This window comes from Cellulomonas fengjieae (genome assembly GCF_018388465.1).
Taxonomy (GTDB): domain Bacteria; phylum Actinomycetota; class Actinomycetes; order Actinomycetales; family Cellulomonadaceae; genus Cellulomonas; species Cellulomonas fengjieae.
This window is the reverse complement of sequence record NZ_CP074404.1, coordinates 3,414,020-3,432,878: the sequence shown is the minus strand read 5'-3', so window position 1 is coordinate 3,432,878 and position 18,859 is coordinate 3,414,020. Positions and strand designations below refer to the sequence as shown.

17 protein-coding genes are annotated in these 18,859 nt (G+C 73.7%); 12 read left to right on the top strand and 5 right to left on the bottom strand.

From position 1 onward, the window contains the following. The first annotated feature begins 1 nt into the window (after window position 1). From KG102_RS15850 to KG102_RS15840, 3 genes are all read left to right on the top strand, one after another. Window positions 2-796, top strand: a complete 795-nt coding sequence (locus KG102_RS15850; protein WP_208288136.1) for a tyrosine-protein phosphatase — start codon at window positions 2-4, stop codon at window positions 794-796. Window positions 797-937: 141 nt separating this feature from the next. Beyond that, the gene (locus KG102_RS15845; protein ID WP_208212883.1) at window positions 938-2,824 is read left to right on the top strand and encodes an AAA family ATPase; all 1,887 of its coding nucleotides are present in this window, start codon (window positions 938-940) and stop codon (window positions 2,822-2,824) included. 10 nt (window positions 2,825-2,834) lie between these two features. Further along, window positions 2,835-3,767 carry an Fpg/Nei family DNA glycosylase gene (locus tag KG102_RS15840; protein ID WP_208212882.1) on the top strand — a complete coding sequence of 311 codons (933 nt, stop codon included), beginning with the start codon at window positions 2,835-2,837 and terminating at the stop codon, window positions 3,765-3,767. A gap of 7 nt (window positions 3,768-3,774) precedes the next feature. On the opposite strand, the gene KG102_RS15835 is transcribed toward KG102_RS15840, so the two are convergent. Next, complete coding sequence (locus KG102_RS15835; RefSeq protein WP_372438131.1) at window positions 3,775-4,419, bottom strand: DUF1684 domain-containing protein; 645 nt, start codon at window positions 4,417-4,419, stop codon at window positions 3,775-3,777. Window positions 4,420-4,475: 56 nt separating this feature from the next. Here KG102_RS15835 and KG102_RS15830 point away from each other — a divergent pair, with 56 nt between their 5' ends. From KG102_RS15830 to KG102_RS15815, 4 genes are read left to right on the top strand one after another with little or no spacing between them, the layout of a single operon-like run. Next, window positions 4,476-5,399, top strand: coding sequence for an LLM class F420-dependent oxidoreductase (locus KG102_RS15830; RefSeq protein ID WP_208212881.1), 924 nt, complete (start codon window positions 4,476-4,478; stop codon window positions 5,397-5,399). A gap of 26 nt (window positions 5,400-5,425) precedes the next feature. Then, complete coding sequence (locus tag KG102_RS15825) at window positions 5,426-6,010, top strand: CDP-alcohol phosphatidyltransferase family protein (RefSeq protein WP_208288137.1); 585 nt, start codon at window positions 5,426-5,428, stop codon at window positions 6,008-6,010. After that, window positions 6,007-6,882, top strand: coding sequence for a phosphatidate cytidylyltransferase (locus KG102_RS15820; RefSeq protein ID WP_208212879.1), 876 nt, complete (start codon window positions 6,007-6,009; stop codon window positions 6,880-6,882). The genes KG102_RS15825 and KG102_RS15820 overlap by 4 nt, the downstream gene beginning before the upstream one ends. After that, the gene (locus KG102_RS15815) at window positions 6,879-8,099 is read left to right on the top strand and encodes a lysophospholipid acyltransferase family protein (protein WP_208288138.1); all 1,221 of its coding nucleotides are present in this window, start codon (window positions 6,879-6,881) and stop codon (window positions 8,097-8,099) included. Before KG102_RS15820 ends, KG102_RS15815 begins: the two co-directional genes overlap by 4 nt. Here the strand turns inward: KG102_RS15815 and KG102_RS15810 are convergent. The 4 genes from KG102_RS15810 to KG102_RS15795 form a co-directional block, all read right to left on the bottom strand. Beyond that, on the bottom strand, window positions 8,045-9,292 hold the full coding sequence (locus KG102_RS15810) for a glycosyltransferase 87 family protein (protein ID WP_208288139.1): 1,248 nt from the start codon (window positions 9,290-9,292) through the stop codon (window positions 8,045-8,047). The genes KG102_RS15815 and KG102_RS15810 overlap by 55 nt on opposite strands. A 164-nt stretch (window positions 9,293-9,456) precedes the next feature. Beyond that, window positions 9,457-9,633, bottom strand: coding sequence for a hypothetical protein (locus KG102_RS15805; protein WP_208212876.1), 177 nt, complete (start codon window positions 9,631-9,633; stop codon window positions 9,457-9,459). An 86-nt stretch (window positions 9,634-9,719) separates the two neighbouring features. Beyond that, complete coding sequence (locus KG102_RS15800) at window positions 9,720-10,343, bottom strand: LytR C-terminal domain-containing protein (protein ID WP_208212875.1); 624 nt, start codon at window positions 10,341-10,343, stop codon at window positions 9,720-9,722. Continuing rightward, window positions 10,340-10,636: a type II toxin-antitoxin system VapB family antitoxin gene (locus KG102_RS15795; RefSeq protein ID WP_208212874.1), complete on the bottom strand. Its 297-nt coding sequence runs from the start codon at window positions 10,634-10,636 to the stop codon at window positions 10,340-10,342. The genes KG102_RS15800 and KG102_RS15795 overlap by 4 nt, the downstream gene beginning before the upstream one ends. 377 nt (window positions 10,637-11,013) lie before the next feature. Here KG102_RS15795 and kdpA point away from each other — a divergent pair, with 377 nt between their 5' ends. From kdpA to KG102_RS15770, 5 genes are read left to right on the top strand one after another with little or no spacing between them, the layout of a single operon-like run. Beyond that, the gene (gene kdpA, locus KG102_RS15790; RefSeq protein WP_208288140.1) at window positions 11,014-12,678 is read left to right on the top strand and encodes a potassium-transporting ATPase subunit KdpA; all 1,665 of its coding nucleotides are present in this window, start codon (window positions 11,014-11,016) and stop codon (window positions 12,676-12,678) included. An 8-nt stretch (window positions 12,679-12,686) separates the two neighbouring features. Beyond that, window positions 12,687-14,765 (top strand): potassium-transporting ATPase subunit KdpB, encoded by a 2,079-nt coding sequence (gene kdpB / locus KG102_RS15785; protein ID WP_372438135.1) that lies wholly within the window; start codon window positions 12,687-12,689, stop codon window positions 14,763-14,765. After that, on the top strand, window positions 14,765-15,385 hold the full coding sequence (gene kdpC / locus KG102_RS15780) for a potassium-transporting ATPase subunit KdpC (protein ID WP_208212871.1): 621 nt from the start codon (window positions 14,765-14,767) through the stop codon (window positions 15,383-15,385). The genes kdpB and kdpC overlap by 1 nt, the downstream gene beginning before the upstream one ends. Then, entirely contained in the window at window positions 15,382-17,913 is a 2,532-nt protein-coding gene (locus KG102_RS15775) for a sensor histidine kinase (protein WP_208288142.1), read from the top strand. Before kdpC ends, KG102_RS15775 begins: the two co-directional genes overlap by 4 nt. Continuing rightward, window positions 17,910-18,596 carry a response regulator gene (locus KG102_RS15770; protein WP_208212869.1) on the top strand — a complete coding sequence of 229 codons (687 nt, stop codon included), beginning with the start codon at window positions 17,910-17,912 and terminating at the stop codon, window positions 18,594-18,596. The genes KG102_RS15775 and KG102_RS15770 overlap by 4 nt, the downstream gene beginning before the upstream one ends. Window positions 18,597-18,859: the final 263 nt, after the last annotated feature.

Below are 18,859 nucleotides of genomic sequence, written 5' to 3'. Positions count from 1 at the left end.
AGTGACCGTCGACCCGCACGTCCTGCTCTCGCCCGCCGTCACCAACCTGCGCGACCTCGGGGGCCGGCCAACCGCCGACGGCGGTCGGGTCGCGACCGGCGTCGCCTACCGCTCCGCCGAGCTGGTCGCCCCGTCGGTCGCGACGGACGCCGCGCTCGCGGACCTGGCCGTCCGCACGGTGGTCGACCTGCGCACGCAGGCCGAGCGGTCGGCGCGTCCCGACCACGTCCCGGCCGGCGCGACGCTCGTGGAGCTGGACGTGCTCGCGGACCTGCCCCAGGGTCCCGCCGCCCAGCTGCCGGCGCTGTTGGTGGGCGGTCGTGTCGACGCCCTCGCGCGGTTGGACCTCGCCGCGCAGATGCTCACGGTCTACCGGCAGCTCGTCGTCGGTGACGCCGCCCGCCGGGGTTACGCCGCGCTGGTCCGGATCGTCATCGACCCGCAGCGTCAGCCCGTCCTGTTCCACTGCACGGCCGGCAAGGACCGGACGGGGTGGGCGGCGACGATCCTGCTGCTCGCCGCGGGGGTGGACCAGGCCGGCGTGCTGGAGGAGTTCCTCGCGGTCAACCCCGCGGTGCGTGAGACGTTCGCACCGCTGCTCCAGCAGTTCGGGGCCGCCGGCGGGGACCCCGACCTGCTGCGCCCGATGCTCGAGGTGCGGGCCGAGTACCTGGAGGTGGCGCTGGACGTCGTGCGCGAGCGGTTCGGGTCGTTCGACGGGTACCTGACCGACGGGCTCGGGCTGAGCCCGCTCGAGATCGGGACGCTGCACAGGACCTTGCGCGCCGACGGGTAGCCGACGGCGGGGCGTTGGACCGTTCGGGTGGTCCGATATGTCCGATCTTGCCGCGATGACCGGCCGCACCCACGATGGGCGGATCGCACCTCCCGCGACGCAGCGTCGTCTGAACTCAGGCGCCGAGGGAAAGGCTGGCCTGTGGCCGACGAGATCGTCTCACCCATCCGACGGGGCGCGCACGACATCGCGCTGGAGCGCGACCGGGTCCGTCGCCGGCGGGTGTACCGCGCCGCGGCGGTCGTGATCGCGCTGGAGACGTGGGTCGTCGTCAACGCGCTGCTGGGCCGGCCGATCCTGCCGGCGATGCCCACGATCGATCCCCTCGTCCTGGTGCCGGTGCTGTTCTTCGTGGCGCTGCTGGTCCTGCTCGTCGGCACGCAGATGGGCTCGGCCCGCTCACCGCACGTGGTCTACCGGCCCGAGCAGGTCGACGTCCGGCTCGACGACGTGATCGGCATCGACCCCGTCAAGGAGGACGTGCGGCGCTCGATCGACCTGTTCCAGACGCACAAGCAGTTCGCCGACCAGATGGGCGGCACCCCGCGGCGCGGGCTGCTGTTCGAGGGGCTGCCCGGTACCGGCAAGACGATGACCGCCAAGGCCATGGCGGCCGAGGCCGGCGTGCCGTTCCTGTTCGTCTCGGCGACCTCGTTCCAGTCGATGTACTACGGCGCGACCGCCAAGAAGATCCGCGCCTACTTCAAGGCGCTGCGCAAGGCCGCCCGCACGGAGGGCGGTGCCATCGGGTTCATCGAGGAGATCGACGCGATCGCCACCCGCCGCGGCGGCATGGCGTCGGCCGCGGTGGCCGCCAGCCCGTTCGACGCCTTCCGGGTGCCGCAGGTGGTCACGAACGCGGTGGTCAGCGAGGGGACCGGCGGTGTGGTCAACGAGCTGCTCGTGCAGATGCAGTCGTTCGACGAGCCGACCCCGTCGGACAAGCTCGTCAACTGGTTCATCGCCCGCACCAACCTGCTGCTCCCGGCGACACGCCAGCTCAAGCAGCGCCGTCCGGTCAAGGCGCCGATCCTGCTGATCGCCGCCACCAACCGGGCCGACTCCCTGGACCCGGCGCTGCTGCGTCCGGGCCGGTTCGACCGACGCCTGACGTTCGCGACCCCGGACGCGGTCGGGCGGCGCGCGCTCGTCGACCACTTCCTGGCGCGTCGCTCCACCGACTCCGAGCTCGACGACCCGGCCCTGCGCGACCGGCTGGCGGCCGCCACCAACGGCTGGACGCCGGTGATGATCGAGCACCTGCTGGACGAGGCGCTGGTCAACGCCCTGCGTCGCGGCTCGATGGCGATGACATACGCCGACGTCGAGCACGCCCGGATCACCGAGATGGTCGGCATCGGCCAGCCCGTCCGGTACACCGACGCCGAGCAGCGGCTCATCGCCACCCATGAGGCGGGCCACGCGGTCACCGCCTGGCTGGCCGCCCCGAACCGCACGCTCGAGGTGCTGACGATCATCCGCCGCGGTGACGCGCTCGGGCTGCTCGCGCACGGCGACTGCGAGGAGGTCTGGACCCACTCGCACTACGACCTGCGGGCGCTCGTGCAGATCGCGATGGGCGGCTGGGTGGCCGAGGAGCTGTTCTTCGGGCAGACCAGCACCGGTCCCGCCGGTGACCTGGCCTCGGCGACGCGGACGGCGGCCCAGATGGTCGGCGCGGCGGGCATGACGGGCTCGCTGATCTCGTTCGCCGCGACGCCGCACGACCTGGTCTCCGCGGTGCTCAGCGACGCGCCGGCGCGCGCCCAGCTGGAGGCGGTCCTGGACGACGCCCGCAGCACGGTGCGCCGGCTGCTGTCCCGGCACCGCCACCTGGTCGAGGCGTTGCGGGACGCGCTGCTGGAGCGTCACGAGCTGATCGGCCCGGAGATCACCGCCGTGCTCGAGGAGGCCACCCTGGCGCAGCAGCAGCTGCTGGAGCGCGAGGAGCACGAGAAGAGCGCCGCCGTCGCGGCGGGTGCGGCTGCGGCCGGTGCCGCTGCGGCGGAGCGGCTTCGCGTGGCCTAGCCTTCGGGTCGTGCCCGAGGGTCATACCGTCCACCGCATCGCCCGCCAGCTCGGCCTCGATCTGGTGGGTCGCCGCCTGGCCGTGTCCTCCCCGCAGGGCCGGTTCGCGGCCGGTGCCGCCCGCCTCGACGGTCAGGTGCTGGTGTCGGTCGAGGCCGTGGGCAAGCAGCTGTTCTGCACGTTCGAGCGCGGTGACGTGCTGCGGGTGCACCTCGGCCTGTACGGCGCGTGGGACTTCCACGGGCTGCTCACGCCCCTGGTCCCGGGCGGGGCGGCGGCGGGCAGCCTCGGCGCGCCGCGGGTGCGCAGCGTCGTGCGGATGGGGGAGGACGAGCGCGAGAGCCCGGCCGACGAGGGCGGGCTCCTGGCCGCCTTCCCGCCGGACCCGGTGGGTCAGGTGCGGGTGCGGCTGGCGTCGGACGTGACGGTGGCGGACCTGCGCGGGCCGACGGCGTGCGAGGTGCTGGACCCGGAGGGCGCCGCCGCTGCGGTCGCGCGGCTCGGCCCGGACCCGGCCTCCACCGACGACCCCGCCGCCGCCGGGGAGGTCATGGTGCAGCGGCTGACCAGCCGGAACGTCGCGGTGGGGCAGCTCCTCATGGACCAGACGGTGGTTGCCGGCATCGGCAACATCTACCGCGCCGAGATGCTGTTCCGGGCCCGGCTCGACCCGCACACCCCCGGCGGGCGCGTGCCGGTCGACGTGGCTCGCGCGCTCTGGGACGACTGGTGCGTGCTCCTGGCCGACGGCATCCGCACGGGGATCATGCTCACGCGCGACGACCTCGGCGCCGCGGAGCGGGAGGCCGCGCTGACCGACCCGTCGCTGCGGCACTGGGTCTACCACCGCACCGGTCTGCCGTGCCTGGTCAGCGGAACCCCGGTGGTGGTCGAGGAGATGGCCGGCCGCAAGCTCTACTGGTGCCCGACCTGCCAGGTCTGACGGGGGCTCACGCGAACACCCGCTCGCCCACGGGCACCTCGACCGCGAGCGTGTTTGCCCGGGTGGCCAGCGGGCAGGCCCACGCGGCGTCGTAGGCGCAGGACGGGTTGTACGCGAAGTTCAGGTCCACCACGAGCCGCCCGCCGGACATGCCGAGGTCCGCTCCCTTGATGGTGTCCAGCAGGTAGCGGCCTCCGCCGTACGTGCCGCCCGGCGTCCCGGCCAGCGCGTCCTTGACCGGGACGAACAACCCGCCGCCGTAGCCGCGCAGCCGCCACACGCCCAGGCTGCCGAGGTCGCCCACCTGGACGTCCGCCACCCGCTCGAGCGACACGACGCCGTCGGTCCCTGTGGTCATGTCGAGCCGCTGGGCCGGGGCGGGCCGGACCTCGCCCTCGAACCGGTAGGCCGGGTCGTAGTGCGGGACGTCGAGGCCCTCGAAGGACGCCTTGGCGGCCGCGTCCAGGGGCGAGGCCGGGTGGTCGGCCATGAGCTCGTCGCGGCGCTGCACCCAGACGCCGTGCGCGGCCGCCGGGTCGTCGAGGCAGGTCCGGCGCACGTCGGCGTACATCTCGGCGACCCGGCGCCGCCAGTCCGCGACCGCGAACGGCTCGTCGGGCAGGAGGTCTGCGGGGGTGCTGGGAGAGATCACCCGACCACCGTCGCACGGCGCGCTAAGTGGCGGCCACCTGTGTGAGGGTTGTGGCCATGGACCTGCGCATCTTCACCGAGCCCCAGCAAGGGGCCACCTATGACGACCTGCTGGCTGTGGCGAAGGCGACCGAGGACCTCGGGTTCGACGCCTTCTTCCGCTCCGACCACTACCTGAAGATGGGCGACGGCGACGGGCTGCCGGGCCCGACCGACGCCTGGACGACGCTCGCCGGGCTGGCGCGCGAGACCAGCCGCATCCGGCTGGGCACCCTGGTCTCGTCGGCCACGTTCCGGCACCCGGGCGTGCTGGCGATCCAGGTGGCGCAGGTCGACCAGATGTCGGGCGGCCGCGTCGAGCTCGGCCTCGGCGCCGGGTGGTTCGCCCAGGAGCACGCCGCCTACGGCATCCCGTTCCCGGAGAAGCGGTTCGGGCTCCTCACCGAGCAGCTCGAGCTCATCACGGGGCTGTGGAGCACGCCGGTGGGCGAGCGCTACGACTTCGCGGGGGAGCACTACACGCTGACGCGCTCGCCCGCGCTGCCCAAGCCCGTGCAGTCGTCGATCCCGATCATCGTCGGTGGCAGCGGACCGAGGCGCACGCCCGCCCTGGCTGCCAAGTACGCCGCCGAGTACAACCAGTCGTTCCCCGCACCGACCGAGGTCGCGGACCGCGTGGCCACCGTGCGGGCGGCGTGCGAGGAGGCGGGTCGGGACCCGTCGACCCTCACGTTCTCCGTCGCGCAGGTGCTGTGCGTGGGTCGCGACGACGCCGAGGTGGAGCGCAGGGCGGCCGCGATCGGCCGCGACGTCGGCGAGGTGCGGGCCGTGGGCTTCGCGGGGACGCCGACCGCCGTGGTCGACCGGATCGGCTCCTACCAGGAGCTCGGCATCACCCGCGTGTACCTCCAGGTGCTCGACCTGCACGACCTCGACCACCTGGAGCTCGTCGCCTCGGAGGTCGCGTCGCAGCTCGGCTGAGCGCCGGGACTCGTTAGGGTCCCGGCATGCGCGGCCTGTATGCACTCAAACCCTGGTACACCCGTCGGCTCGACCGCATCGTGCAGTGGGCCGTCCGCAAGGACGTCTCGCCGGAGGTGTTCACGTGGCTGGGGGTGATCAGCGCCGCGCTCGCGGGCGTCGCGATCGCCCTCGGGTGGTGGCTGCCGGCCCTGGTGCTGCTGGCCGGCCGGCTGGCGGGGGCCAACCTCGACGGTGCGGTCGCCCGGGCGCGCGGGGTGTCGCGGCCGTGGGGGTTCGTCGTCAACGAGCTGGGCGACCGGGCCGGCGACCTGCTGATGTTCGCGGGCCTGGCCGTGCTGCTGGACCGGACGCAGGGTCCTGACGCCGTCGTCCTCGTGCTCGTCGCCACCCTCGCCGCGAGCATGCCCACGTTCGCGTCGCTGGCCGGTGCGGGGGCGGGTGCACCGCGGCTGAACGGGGGACCGTTCGGCAAGACCGAACGGTGCCTCGCGGTTGTGCTCGTCGTCGCGCTGCCCGTGATCTGGGCGGTCCTGCTCTGGGTGATCGTCGTGATGTCCGTGGTCACCACGGGGGCGCGCCTCGCCCGGATCCGGGCGGAGCTCGCGTGAGCCCCGACGGCCTGGCGATCCACCTCCAGCTGGCCGGGTGGCACCTCGACCTGGAGGGTCGCGCCGTCTGGCTGCTGCTGGTCAGCGTCGTGATCCTGGTCGTCGCCGCGGTCCCCGTGTTCCTGTCGGGCAAGCCCGAGCTGCGCCGGCGGTGGACCACGTGGGCGCTGATCCTGCCCGTCATCGGCATCCCGATGTGGCTCGGACCCGGGCCGACGGCCGTGCTCGCGGCTCTCCTGGCGCTGCAGGCCGTCCGCGAGTTCGCCGCGATGGTCCGGCTGCCCCGCGCCGAGACGGCGATCCTGCTGGTGCTCGCGGTCGTCTACCCGCTCGCGGCGTGGCTCGACCCCGACCTGCTCGCGATCGTGCCGCTGGTCGCGCTGCTGTGCGCGGTGCCCGCGCTGCTGGCCGGCGACTCGCAGCGCGGCCTGGAGCGCGCCACCCTGACCGCGTTCGGCTCGATCTGGCTGTGCTGGTCGCTGGCCAACCTCGTGGTCGTCGGCAGCGATGCGTACCTGCTGTGCTTCGCCGCGGCTGCCACCGACATCGCCGCCTGGTGCGGCGGGACCGGCCTGCGCCGGTTCGCCTGGGCGCGGCGCCCGCTGTCGCGGCTCAGTCCGAACAAGACCGTCGGCGGTATGGTCGGAGCCGCCGTCGGCGCTGCGATCGTGCTGGTCGTGCTGGATTCCGCCTCGCCGGGGCTGTTCGTCGCGGTCCTGCTCGGAAGTGTCGGAGGAGACCTGTTGGAGTCCATGGTGAAGCGCCGCGCCGGGGTCAAGGACGCCGGGTCCTGGTTGCCCGGGTTCGGTGGGCTGCTCGACCGTGTCGACTCCCTGCTCCTGGTGCTGCCGCTCGCGGCGGTGCTCGCGTGACGCCCCGGCGCAGGGTCGGCCTGCCGCCGGGGTTCAACCTCGCGGGCGCCGCTCGGCACACGTTCTGGCGCAACGTGTTCCACCTGGTCGGCGGGTACAAGGTGCGCGGCTCGGCGCCCTACGAAGCGATGGTGATCGTCGCCAACCACAGCTCGCACGCCGACACGCCTGCCCTGATCGCCGCCTTCCCCGCCCCGTACAAGCCGGTGGTGGTCGCGGCCGAGGACTACTGGTTCGAGAAGGCGTGGATGCGACGCGGCCTGAAGCTCGCGATCGGGGCGGTCCCGGTGCAGCGCCAGGGCGGCGGCGGGTACGCGGGGCTGGTCGAGGGCGCGCAGGCGGTGCTCGGCGCCGGCTCCAGCCTGCTGGTCTTCCCCGAGGGCACCCGCAGCCCCGACGGCCGGCTCCAGGAGCTGCGCAGCGGAGCGGTCCGGCTCGCGCGGGAGTTCGACGTCCCGCTGCTGCCGGTCGCGATCGTCGGCACGCACGACCTGCTGCCCAAGGGTGGCGGACTCCACCCCGGCCCGGTCGAGGTCCGGCTCGGCCACCCGATCCAGCCCGAGGACCTCGTCGACGACGACATGTCGCCGGTCGTCCACCAGCTCGAGGCCCTGCTGGGGGAGGGCCCCGCGACCGGCTCGGAGTCCCGCACCTGGCGCACCCTGCACCGCGCCATGGACGGCCGGGCCGGGATGGCCGGGGCGGCCGTGTGGGGGTTCGCCGAGGCGGTGAGCTGGCCCGTGACGATGGAGATGTACCTGGCGATCGTCGGCGTGGCCAACCCCCGCCGGATCCTGCCCGCGGCAGCGTGGCTCACCGCGGGGTCGGTGGCCGGCGTCCTGGTGACCTCGGAGCTGACCCGGCGCGGCCTGCGGCCGCCCGCCCCGCTGACCACGTCGAGCATGCGCAGGGCGGCCGCCGAGCACATGGCCACCGGGGCCCGGGGCGTCTGGAAGCAGGCCGTCAACGGTGTCCCGGTCAAGCTCTATGCCGCTGCGGCGGCCGACGCGGGCGTCGCGCGGCTGCCCCTCGCGGCGCACACGGTGGGCGCACGCGGTGCCCGTGCCGTGGCGACGGCAGCGGCCATGGGTGGCGCCGCCGCGATCGCGCACCCGGTGCTGCGGCGCTTCTACGGGCCGTACCTGGGCGTGCTCGGCGTCGGCTACGCGGCGGGGCTGACGCTGGTGATCCGGTCCTGGCGGCGCAGGTCCGGCTGATCGTCGGCCGGCAGGGGCCCGACCAGCGCGCGCACCGTGAGCACGAGGAGCACCACCAGCGCGACGTTGCGGGCGGCCAGCGTCAGGGTGACGGCCACGCCCCCGGAGAGGACCTCCGGGTAGAACCACGGGAACACCACCTGCGTGGCCCCGGCGACGCCCAGCACCAGCCACGCGGTCGTGCGCCAACCGGGCAGCCGCAGCGCGAGAGCGACCGCGACGGGCGGCGCCAGCCAGCCCATGTACTGCGGCGATCCCACCTTGTTGAACACCAGCATGGCGAGCGTCAGCAGCAGGGCGCCGCGCACCAGCAGCTCGGTGCGCGCGACCCCGCCGGCCCACATGCGGGCGCCGAGGTGCTCACGGCGCCACCACAGCAGCAGCGCCGCCGCGCCGAGCGCGACGAAGAACAGGGCGCCGAGCACGTCCGCCGCAGCCTGCGAGCCCGGACCGCGGATCTCCCAGGTGACGATGGGTTCGTTGAGGTACCGCTCGACGGACGGCGAGAAGAGGCCCGCGACCAGCCAGGGGGTGGCGCCGGGAGCCTCGATCTGCAGCCCGCGCTCCTCCTGCTCGGTGAGGAAGGACGCCACGTGGGTGATCCCGCCGAGCGCGGCGACCACGCCGACGACGGCCACGCTGACGATCGCGGCCGGCACGACGACGCTGCGCCACGGCCGGCGCACCGCGACGAACAGGGCCACCACGAGGGCGCCGGGTGCGACCTTGACCCAGGCGGCGGCCGTCAGGAGCGCGGACGTGATGCGGGGGTGGTCCAGCGCGATCGACAGCGCGACGACCACCACGGGCGCGATCACCGCGTCCAGCCGACCCATCGCGACGGGACCCAGCAGCGCGAGGAACGCCAGCCACCACCAGGCCCCCAGCGTGGTCGGGGCCTCCTCCGGGCGCCCAGGGCGGCGGGCGCGCAGCAGCACCGCCACCGCCACCGCGTCCAGCACGGTCACCAGCACGACCCAGACGCCCGCGTAGGCGGGTCCGCCACCCGTCCCGGCCACACCGGCCAGGAGCATGGGCACGATCGCGCCCGCCGGGTACACCCATGAGCCGGACAGGACCGGCCACTCCCCGCGGTTGATCCCCAGCCACATCCAGTAGCGGTAGAGGTCGAGGTCCCAGAACGCCTCCTGGGGGATCAGGACCAGCCCGACCAGCGCGAGCCAGCCGTGCACCAGGACGAAGACGACCCAGACGGCGGTGGTGGAGTGCAGCAGTCGGCGGAGCAGCGCGACCTCCGAGGACGTGGCCGGGCGGGCGGACGAACGGGCGAGTCCTCAGGCTAGCCCGCTCGTCGTGCCCGTCCGGGCCCGTCTCGTCGTGGATCCGCGCTCGTGGGTCAGATCGAGCGGCCGGGAACCACCGGCGGCGGCGCCGTGCCGGTGCCCATGCCGCCCACCGGGAACACCGCCCCGGGCTGCGGGGCGCTCTCGTCGTCGGCCGCGTCCTCGGGTGCCGGCGGCGCCTCCGGCGCGGTCGCTGTGACGGGGTCCGGGGCGTCGTCTCGCTCGCTCATCGTCGTCCTCTCACATATCGCCCGCGGTCCGCGACCACGGTGAGGGCCCCACCGTGGCACGACGGTGGCGTCCACGCACGGTGAGGTCAGCCGGCCGCGGGCGCCGGCGTCTCCGCCGGGGCGACCACCTCGTCGAACGGCGTGCAGCCCTCCGGGGCGATCAGCGGGGCAGCGGGGTCGAGGGTCACGGCGTCGGCCGGGTTGATCTCGGCGAACTCGGACCCCAGCTCGAGGTCCACGGTGGCGTCGGCGCGGGACGCCAGCTTCAGGACCGCGCCGTCGATGTGCGCGGCCAGCGTGTACGCCTGGGCGACGCCCTGCGTGCCGAAGGTGATCCGCGCCGTGCCGTCGTACGTGGCGGGGGCGTTCTCCTTGGTCACGATGACGAACCCGCGCTCCGACAGGTCGGCGGCCGTGTCACCCGCCAGCCCGACGCGGCTGGTGGCGTTGTAGACCTTGACGCTGATCTGGCCGTAGGCCACCGGCAGCGCGCCGGCAGGGGGGCACGGGTACGGGTCCTGCGTGGCCTCGGGCGTGGACTCCGTGGCGAACTCGCGCGCGAGCAACGGCACGTTGAGGCTGCCGGTGAACATCGCGGCGGCGCCCAGGCCGGCCAGCGCGAGAATGGCGAGCAGCACACCGAAGATGACCGCCTGGCGCTCGTGCATGTGCCGTCGACGCAGCTGGCGGCCGCGGTCCTGCTCGGTCATGCGATCACCAGCACCCGTGCGTGCAGGAGGGCGCGCTGGTGCAGGGCGGCCCGGACGGCGCGGTGCAGGCCGTCCTCGAGGTACATCACGCCGCGGTACTGCACGACGTGCGCGAACAGGTCGCCGTAGAAGGTCGAGTCCTCGGCCAGCAGCGCATCGAGGTCGAGGGTGCGCTTCGTCGTCACGAGCTCGTCCAGGCGCACCTGGCGCGGCGGGACCTCGGCCCACTGCTTGGCCGTCTCGAGTCCGTGGTCCGGGTAGGGCCTGCCCTCGCCCACCGCCTTGAAGATCACGGGGGGAGTCTAGGCGACACGCCCGTCCGGGCGTGCCGCCGCCCGGGTGACGGGATCGCGTCAGGACGGGCCGCGTGACCGTCAGGGTTCCGTCAAGACCGCCGGAGCGGGCCTGGGACGGGCGTAGACCAGCGGGTGCGGCCCCGAGGCGGGCCGCCGGGCTGCCCCCGCAGGCTGCCCGCCCGTCGTCGAAGGTGCAGTGACAGTCATGGCCGATGTGGCCTTCCTTGCGCTGACCGTGGTGTTCTTCGCCGCCGTCGCGCTCATCGCCCGCACGGCGGACCGCACGTGAGCGGCCTCGACCTCGCCGGCCTCGTGGTCGCCGGCGCGCTCCTCGTGTACCTCGTCGTCCAGCTGCTGCGTTCGGACAGGGTCCGATGAGCGCCACGTGGATCGCGATCGGTCAGATCGGGATCGTGGTCCTGGTCCTGGCCGCGACGCACAAGCCGCTCGGTGACTACATCTTCCGTGTGATGACCTCCACGCGGCACCTCGCCGTGGAACGTGCCGGCTACCGCGTCATGCGGGTGGACCCCGACGCGGAGCAGAAGTGGAGCACCTACCTGCTCTCGCTGCTCGGCTTCTCTCTCGCCTCCGTCCTCCTCCTGTTCGGCCTCGGCAGGCTGCAGGACAAGCTGCCGCTGTCCATCGGCATGGGGCCGCTGGACCCGGCGGGCGCCTGGAACACCGCCGTCTCGTTCGTGACCAACACGAACTGGCAGTGGTACTCCGGTGAGGCCGCCGCCGGTCACCTCTTCCAGATGGCCGGGCTCGCGGTGCAGAACTTCGTGTCCGCCGCCGTCGGCCTGGCGGTGCTCGCCGCGCTGGCCCGCGGGTTCTCCCGGTCGGGCACGGACGGCCGCGTCGGCAACTTCTGGGCCGACCTGGTGCGGGGCACGGTCCGCGTGCTGCTCCCGCTGGCGATCGTCGCGGCCCTCGTGCTGGCCGCCGCCGGCGTGATCCAGAACCTGAACGCGCACACCGAGATCAGCACGCTGGCCGGCGGCGCGCAGTCCGTGCTCGGCGGACCCGTGGCGTCGCAGGAGGCGATCAAGCAGCTCGGCACGAACGGGGGCGGCTTCTTCAACGCCAACTCCGCGCACTCCTACGAGAACCCGACGCCGTGGACCAACGCGCTGTCGGTGGTCCTCATGCTGCTGATCCCGTTCGCGATGCCCCGGATGTTCGGCCGCATGGTCGGCGACCGCCGGCAGGGCTGGGCGATCCTGGCCGCGATGTCGACCCTCTGGGTCGCCGCCGTCGGCCTGCTCACCTGGGCCGAGATGGCCGGCCCCGGCCTGGCGCCCGGTGCCGCGGGCGGGGCCATGGAGGGCAAGGAGGTCCGCTTCGGGGAGGCGGCCTCGGCGCTGTTCGCTGCCTCCACCACCATGACGTCCACGGGTGCGGTCAACTCGATGCACGACTCGCTGACGGCCCCGGGCGGCGGTGTGGCGCTGCTCGGGATGATGCTCGGCGAGGTCTCGCCCGGCGGTGTCGGCAGCGGCCTGATCGGGATGGTCGTCCTGATCGTCGTCGCGGTGTTCCTGGCCGGCCTCATGGTCGGGCGCACCCCGGAGTACCTGGGCAAGAAGGTCGGCCAGCACGAGATCACGCTCGTCGCGCTGTACGTGCTGACCATGCCCGCGGTCGTCCTGATCGGCTCCGCGATCGCGATCGCCACGCCGTCCGGCCTCGCCGGTCAGCTGCAGGGCGGCCCGCACGGCCTCTCGGAGATCGTCTACGCGTTCGCCTCGGCCGGGAACAACAACGGCTCCGGCTTCGGCGGGCTGACCAGCGGGACGCCGTTCTACAACACGCTGCTCGGCCTGGCGATGCTCATCGGGCGGTTCGTGCCCATCGCGCTCGTCCTCGCCCTGGCCGGACGCCTCGCGCGGCAGAAGACGACCCCCGAGGGCGCCGGCACGCTGCCGACGCACACCCCGCTGTTCGTCGGCCTGCTGGTGACGGTGACCCTCGTGGTCGTCGGCCTCACCTTCGTCCCCGTCCTGTCCCTCGGTCCCATCGTGGAGTCTTTGTCATGAACACCGTCATGAGCAGCACTGGCCTCCTCGAGAAGCCGCCGACCACGCCGCGCGTGGTCCCGGCCGCGGCCTCCATGCTGTCGACCCGACAGCTCGCTGCGGCCCTGCCCGGCGCGCTGCGCGGGATGGACCCGCGCCGGCTGTGGGACTCGCCCGTCATGTTCGTGGTCGAGGTCGGTGCCGCGTTCACCACGGTGCTCGCCGTCGTCGACCCGAGCCTGTTCGCGTGGTCCATCACCGTCTGGCTGTGGCTCACGGTCCTCTTCGCCACCCTCGCCGAGTCCGTGGCCGAGGGGCGCGGCAAGGCGCAGGCGGCCAGCCTGCGGGCCACCCAGCGCGAGACCACCGCCCGTCGCGTGGTGGGCGACACGACCACCGAGGTCCCGTCGTCGTCGCTGAAGGTGGGCGACGTGGTGGTCGTCGTCGCGGGGGAGACGATCCCCGGCGACGGGGACGTCATCGAGGGCGTGGCCAGCGTCGACGAGTCCGCGATCACGGGCGAGTCCGCCCCGGTGATCCGGGAGTCCGGCGGCGACCGGTCCGCGGTCACGGGTGGCACCGTCGTGCTGTCCGACCGGATCGTCGTGCGCATCACGGCGCCCGCCGGGCAGACGTTCGTCGACCGGATGATCGCGCTGGTGGAGGGCTCGCAGCGGCAGAAGACGCCCAACGAGATCGCCCTCAACGTGCTGCTCACCACGCTGACGATCATCTTCCTGCTCGCCGTGGTGACGCTGCAGCCGTTCGCCGTCTACTCCGGGGCCCGGCAGCCGATGATCGTGCTCGTCGCTCTGCTCGTCTGCCTCATCCCCACGACCATCGGGGCGCTGCTGTCCGCCATCGGGATCGCCGGGATGGACCGCCTGGTGCGGCGCAACGTGCTCGCGATGTCCGGCCGCGCGGTCGAGGCTGCCGGCGACGTCGACGTGCTCCTGCTGGACAAGACCGGCACCATCACGCTGGGCAACCGGCAGGCGGCGGACCTGCTGCCCGCCGCAGGCATCGACCCCGCGGTGCTCGCCGACGCGGCGCAGCTGTCGTCGATGGCCGACGAGACCCCCGAGGGCCGCTCGGTCCTCGTGCTGGTCAAGGAGCGGTTCGGGCTGCGCGAGCGGCCCGAGGGGGACCTCGTCGGCGCCGAGCTCGTGCCGTTCCAGGCGCGCACCCGGATGAGCGGCATCGACCTGCCCGGCCGATCGGTGCGCAAGGGCGCCGCGGCGGCGGTCACGCACTGGGTCCGGTCCACCGGCGGGCACCCCGGCGACGACGTCGCGGCGACCGTCGACGCGATCTCCGCGTCGGGCGGCACCCCCCTGGTGGTCGCCGAGCAGGTCGGCGACGCCCCCGCGCGCGTGCTCGGCGTCATCCACCTGAAGGACGTCGTCAAGGAGGGGATGCGCGAGAGGTTCGACGCGCTGCGCGCGATGGGCATCCGCACGGTCATGGTCACGGGCGACAACCCGCTGACCGCCCAGGCGATCGGTGCCGAGGCAGGCGTCGACGACGTGCTGGCCGAGGCCACCCCGGAGGACAAGCTCGCCCTGATCCGCCGGGAGCAGGAGGGTGGCCGGCTGGTCGCGATGGCCGGGGACGGCACCAACGACGCCCCGGCGCTGGCCCAGGCCGACGTCGGGGTCGCGATGAACACCGGGACGACCGCCGCCAAGGAGGCGGGCAACATGGTCGACCTCGACTCGAACCCGACCAAGCTGCTGGAGATCGTGGAGATCGGCAAGCAGCTGCTCATCACCCGCGGGGCGCTGACCACGTTCTCGGTGGCCAACGACATCGCCAAGTACTTCGCGATCCTGCCGGCCATGTTCGTCGTCGCATTCCCGCAGCTGGCCGTGCTCAACGTCATGCAGCTGACCAGCCCGCAGTCGGCAATCCTGTCGGCCGTCATCTTCAACGCGCTGATCATCGTGGTGCTGCTCCCGCTCGCCCTGCGAGGGGTCCGCTACCGGCCGTCGTCCGCGTCGGCGCTGCTGCGCCGCAACCTGCTGGTGTACGGCGTCGGCGGCGTCATCGCCCCCTTCGTCGGCATCAAGCTCATCGACCTTCTCGTCACTGCCCTAGGGATGTCCTGATGACCACCGGTACCGACTCCATCTCCTTCGTGCGCCAGTTCGGGGCGGGCCTGCGGGTGCTCCTGGTTCTCACCGTCCTGCTCGGGGTGGCGTACCCGCTCGCCGTCACGGGGGTCTCCCAGGTGCTGTTCCGGTGGCAGGCGCAGGGCTCGCTCGTGGACGCCTCCGGTGAGCGGGTGACCCGCGCCGAGGACTCCGTCGGCTCGCTGCTGATCGGCCAGTCGTTCGACGACCCGCAGTGGTTCCACCCCCGGCCGTCCGCCGCCGGGGACGGGTACGACACGCTGGCGTCGGCGGGATCCAACCTCGGACCGCTCAACCCGGACCTCGTCGCCGCCATCGAGGAGCGCCGCGCCGCGGTCGCCGACCTGGAGGGCGTCGACCCGGCCGACGTCCCCGCGGACGCGCTCACCGCGTCGGCCTCGGGTTTGGACCCCGACATCTCGCCGGCCTACGCCGAGCTCCAGGTCGCCCGGATCGCGGCCGAGCGCGGCCTGGACGAGCAGGACGTCCGGGCGCTGGTCGACGAGACCACGGTGGGTCGTGATCTCGGTCTGCTCGGCGAGCCGCGGGTCAACGTGCTCCGGCTCAACCTCGCGCTGGAGACAATGGGCTCATGATCAGGCCTGACGACGGCGGCCCCGATGCGGGCCGCCCCCGTCGGGGCCGGCTGACCGTCTACCTCGGCGCCGCACCCGGCGTCGGCAAGACGTACGCGATGCTCGACGAGGCCCACCGCCGCCTGTCCCGAGGGACGGACGTCGTGGTGGGCCTCGTCGAGGCGCACGGCCGGCTCGCGACGGCGGCGCTGCTCGAGGGCCTGGAGGTCCTGCCCCGCCGGATCGCGCCCCACCGCGGCAGCGAGCTCACCGAGCTCGACGTCGACGCCGTCCTGGCCCGGGCGCCGCAGGTGGCCATGATCGACGAGCTCGCGCACACCAACGTCCCGGGCAGCCGGCACCCCAAGCGGTGGCAGGACGTGCAGGACCTCCTCGACGCCGGCATCGACGTGGTCACCACGGTCAACGTGCAGCACCTCGAGTCGCTCAACGACGACGTCGAGGCGATCACCGGGGTGCGGCAGCGGGAGACCGTGCCGGACCACGTGGTGCGCGACGCCGACCAGATCCAGCTCGTCGACCTCCCCCCGGAGGCCCTGCGACGGCGGCTGGCGCACGGGAACGTCTACCGCGCCGAGCAGATCGACGCCTCGCTCAGCCAGTACTTCCGGCTGGGCAACCTCACCGCCCTGCGCGAGCTGGCGCTGCTGTGGCTGGCCGACCGCGTCGACGACTCCTTGACCAGCTACCGGCGCGAGCACCGCATCGAGGCGCCCTGGCCCGCGCGCGAGCGCGTCGTCGTCGCGGTCACCGGCGGACCCGAGGGGGACACCCTGCTGCGGCGCGGCGCCCGGATCGCCCAGCGCGCCGCCGGCTCGGAGCTGCTGGCCGTGCACGTCCTAGCCACCGACGGCCTGCCCAGCGCCCCGCCCGCCACGCTCGACGAGCAGCGCCGGCTCGTGGAGTCCCTCGGCGGCACGTTCCACACCGTCGTCGGCGAGGACGTGCCCAGCGCCGTGGTGGACTTCGCCCGCGGGGTCAACGCCACCATGATCGTCGTGGGCGTCTCGCGCCGGGGCCGCCTGCGGGAGGCGCTCCGCGAGAGCAACGGCACCGAGGTCGCCCGGCTCGCGGGCATGATCGACGTGCACCTGGTCACCCACGAGAAGGCGCGCACCGGGCGCCGGCGCATCCGGCGCTCGCCGCTGTCCGGCTCGCGCGTGGTCGCCGGCTGGGTCACCGCCGTGCTCGGCCCCGTGGCCCTCACCGGGCTCCTGGCGGCGCTGCGGGACGTCGTCGGGCTGCCCACCGAGCTCATGCTCTTCCTCGCGCTCACCGTCCTGGTCGCCCTGGTCGGTGGCCTGTGGCCCGCCATCGTCAGCGCGGTCGTCGGGTTCGTGCTGCTCAACTGGTTCTTCACGGTGCCCACCGGCATGCTCACGATCGCCGAGCCGGAGAACGCCCTCGCCCTCGGCGTCTTCGTGCTGGTCGCGGCCGGGGTGGCCTCCGTGGTGGACGTCGCCGCACGGCGCACCGCCGAGGCGTTCCGGGCCAGGGCCGAGGCCTCGGCCCTGGCCGCCGTCTCCCGCTCGGTGCTGTCGGGCGAGGACACGGCCGAGGCGCTGGTCGCCCGGTTGCGCGAGACGTTCACGCTCGAGGCGGTGGCGCTGCTGTGCCGGAAGGGTCCGGGCTGGGAGGTCCTGGCGGCGGACGGCGCGGAGCCGGCCCTGGACCCCGAGTCGGCGCAGGCGGTCCTGACCGTGGACGACGAACGCGTCCTCGCGCTGAGCGGACGGGTGCTGCCCGCGAGCGACCGGCGGGTGCTCGAGGCGTTCGCGTCGCAGGTGGGGATCGTGCTGGAGCACGACCGCCTGCGCGCGCAGGCCGAGCAGGCGCGGGTGCTGGAGCAGTCGGACGCCACCCGGACCGCGCTGCTGGCCGCGGTCTCGCACGACCTGCGCACCCCGCTGGCCACCATCCGGGCCTCGGTCGACGGTCTCGAGCTCCAGCTGGAGCCCGCCGACCGGGCGGTCCTCGTCGGCACCCTGGCCGAGGCGACCGCCCGGCTGGAGCGGCTCATCGACAACCTGCTCGACCTGTCCCGGCTGCAGACCGGCAGCGTCCGCCCCGTGCTGCGGGCGACGAGCCTCGACGAGATCGTCCCGCCGGCGCTCGAGGGGTTCGGACCCGGCGCCGTGGTCCTCGATGTGCCCGAGGACCTGCCGCTGGTGCGGACCGACCCGGGCCTGCTGGAGCGCGTCGTGGCCAACCTCGTCTCGAACGCCGTCCGCCACGCGGGCGACGCGGGGCCCGTGCGCGTCAGCGCGGCGGTGGTCGGCCGTGGCATCGTGCTGCGCGTGGTGGACACCGGACCCGGCGTGCCGGACCAGCTCAAGGGGCAGCTGTTCGAGCCGTTCCAGCGGCTCGGGGACACGTCCGGCACCGGGCTCGGGCTGGGACTGGCGGTGGCGCGGGGGCTGGCGACGGCGGTCGGCGCCGAGCTCAGCGCCGAGGACACCCCCGGCGGAGGGCTGACCATGCTGGTCGAGGTCCCGTTGGCGATCGCGCCGGCCGGAGCCGTGCCGTGACCGGCAACCGGATCCTCGTCGTCGACGACGAGCCCGGCCTCGCGCACGCGCTCGCCATCACGCTGCGCGCGTCCGGGTGGGACGTCACGACCGCGGCGGACGGCTCCTCGGCGATCACGTCGGCCGCCTCCCGCACGCCCGACGTCGTGCTGCTCGACCTGGGTCTGCCGGACATGAGCGGGCTGGACGTCATCACCGCCATCCGCGGCTGGAGCCAGGTGCCGATCGTGGTGCTGTCGGCACGGCAGCACGGTGAGGACAAGGTCGACGCGCTCGACGCGGGCGCCGACGACTACGTGACCAAGCCGTTCGCCATGAACGAGCTGCTGGCGCGGCTGCGCGCCGCGGTCCGCCGGTCGAGCGTGGCCGTCGACCCGGCCGAGGCGGTGGTCGTCGCCGGGGCGCTGACCATCGACCTGGCCCGCGCCCGCGTCCTGCGCGACGGCGTCGAGGTACGGCTGACGCCCACGGAGTGGTCGATGCTCGAGGTGCTGGTGCGCAACCGGGGCCGGCTGGTGAGCCGACGCCAGCTGCTGCAGGAGGTCTGGGGACCGGGGTACGGGGACGAGACCCACTACCTGCGCGTCTACTCGGCGCAGCTGCGCCGCAAGCTCGAGGCGGACCCGGCCCGTCCCCGGCACATCCGCACGCAACCGGGCCTGGGCTACGTCTTCGAGGAGTGAGGACTGCGCGCGGTCCAGCTCGGTCGTCGTTGTCGCCGAACTCGTCCGTTTCGGCCACCGGTCGTCCGCGAGATCGTGGGTTCGGCGCGAGATCGACACTGTGAACCCACGATCTCGTGCCGAACCCACGCATTCGACCCTTGGCGAAGGGCGGCGAACGTCTGGCGGAGGGTGGCGACCGGTGCGACCGGCCCGTGGCGGGGGGCGGTTGGAGAGCGCATTCCGTCGGTCGGGAGCGCTTCCGACGACGGATTCCGGCGAAT

Excerpts from the sequence above, each read along its gene's own strand:
- kdpA (WP_208288140.1), top strand. The coding sequence starts at position 11,014 with ATGAGCGCCACGTGGATCGCGATCGGTCAGATCGGGATCGTGGTCCTG.
- KG102_RS15830 (WP_208212881.1), top strand. The coding sequence starts at position 4,476 with ATGGACCTGCGCATCTTCACCGAGCCCCAGCAAGGGGCCACCTATGAC.
- KG102_RS15800 (WP_208212875.1), bottom strand. The coding sequence starts at position 10,343 with ATGACCGAGCAGGACCGCGGCCGCCAGCTGCGTCGACGGCACATGCAC.
- KG102_RS15775 (WP_208288142.1), top strand. The coding sequence starts at position 15,382 with ATGATCAGGCCTGACGACGGCGGCCCCGATGCGGGCCGCCCCCGTCGG.
- kdpC (WP_208212871.1), top strand. The coding sequence starts at position 14,765 with ATGACCACCGGTACCGACTCCATCTCCTTCGTGCGCCAGTTCGGGGCG.
- KG102_RS15805 (WP_208212876.1), bottom strand. The coding sequence starts at position 9,633 with ATGAGCGAGCGAGACGACGCCCCGGACCCCGTCACAGCGACCGCGCCG.
- KG102_RS15825 (WP_208288137.1), top strand. The coding sequence starts at position 5,426 with ATGCGCGGCCTGTATGCACTCAAACCCTGGTACACCCGTCGGCTCGAC.
- kdpB (WP_372438135.1), top strand. The coding sequence starts at position 12,687 with ATGAGCAGCACTGGCCTCCTCGAGAAGCCGCCGACCACGCCGCGCGTG.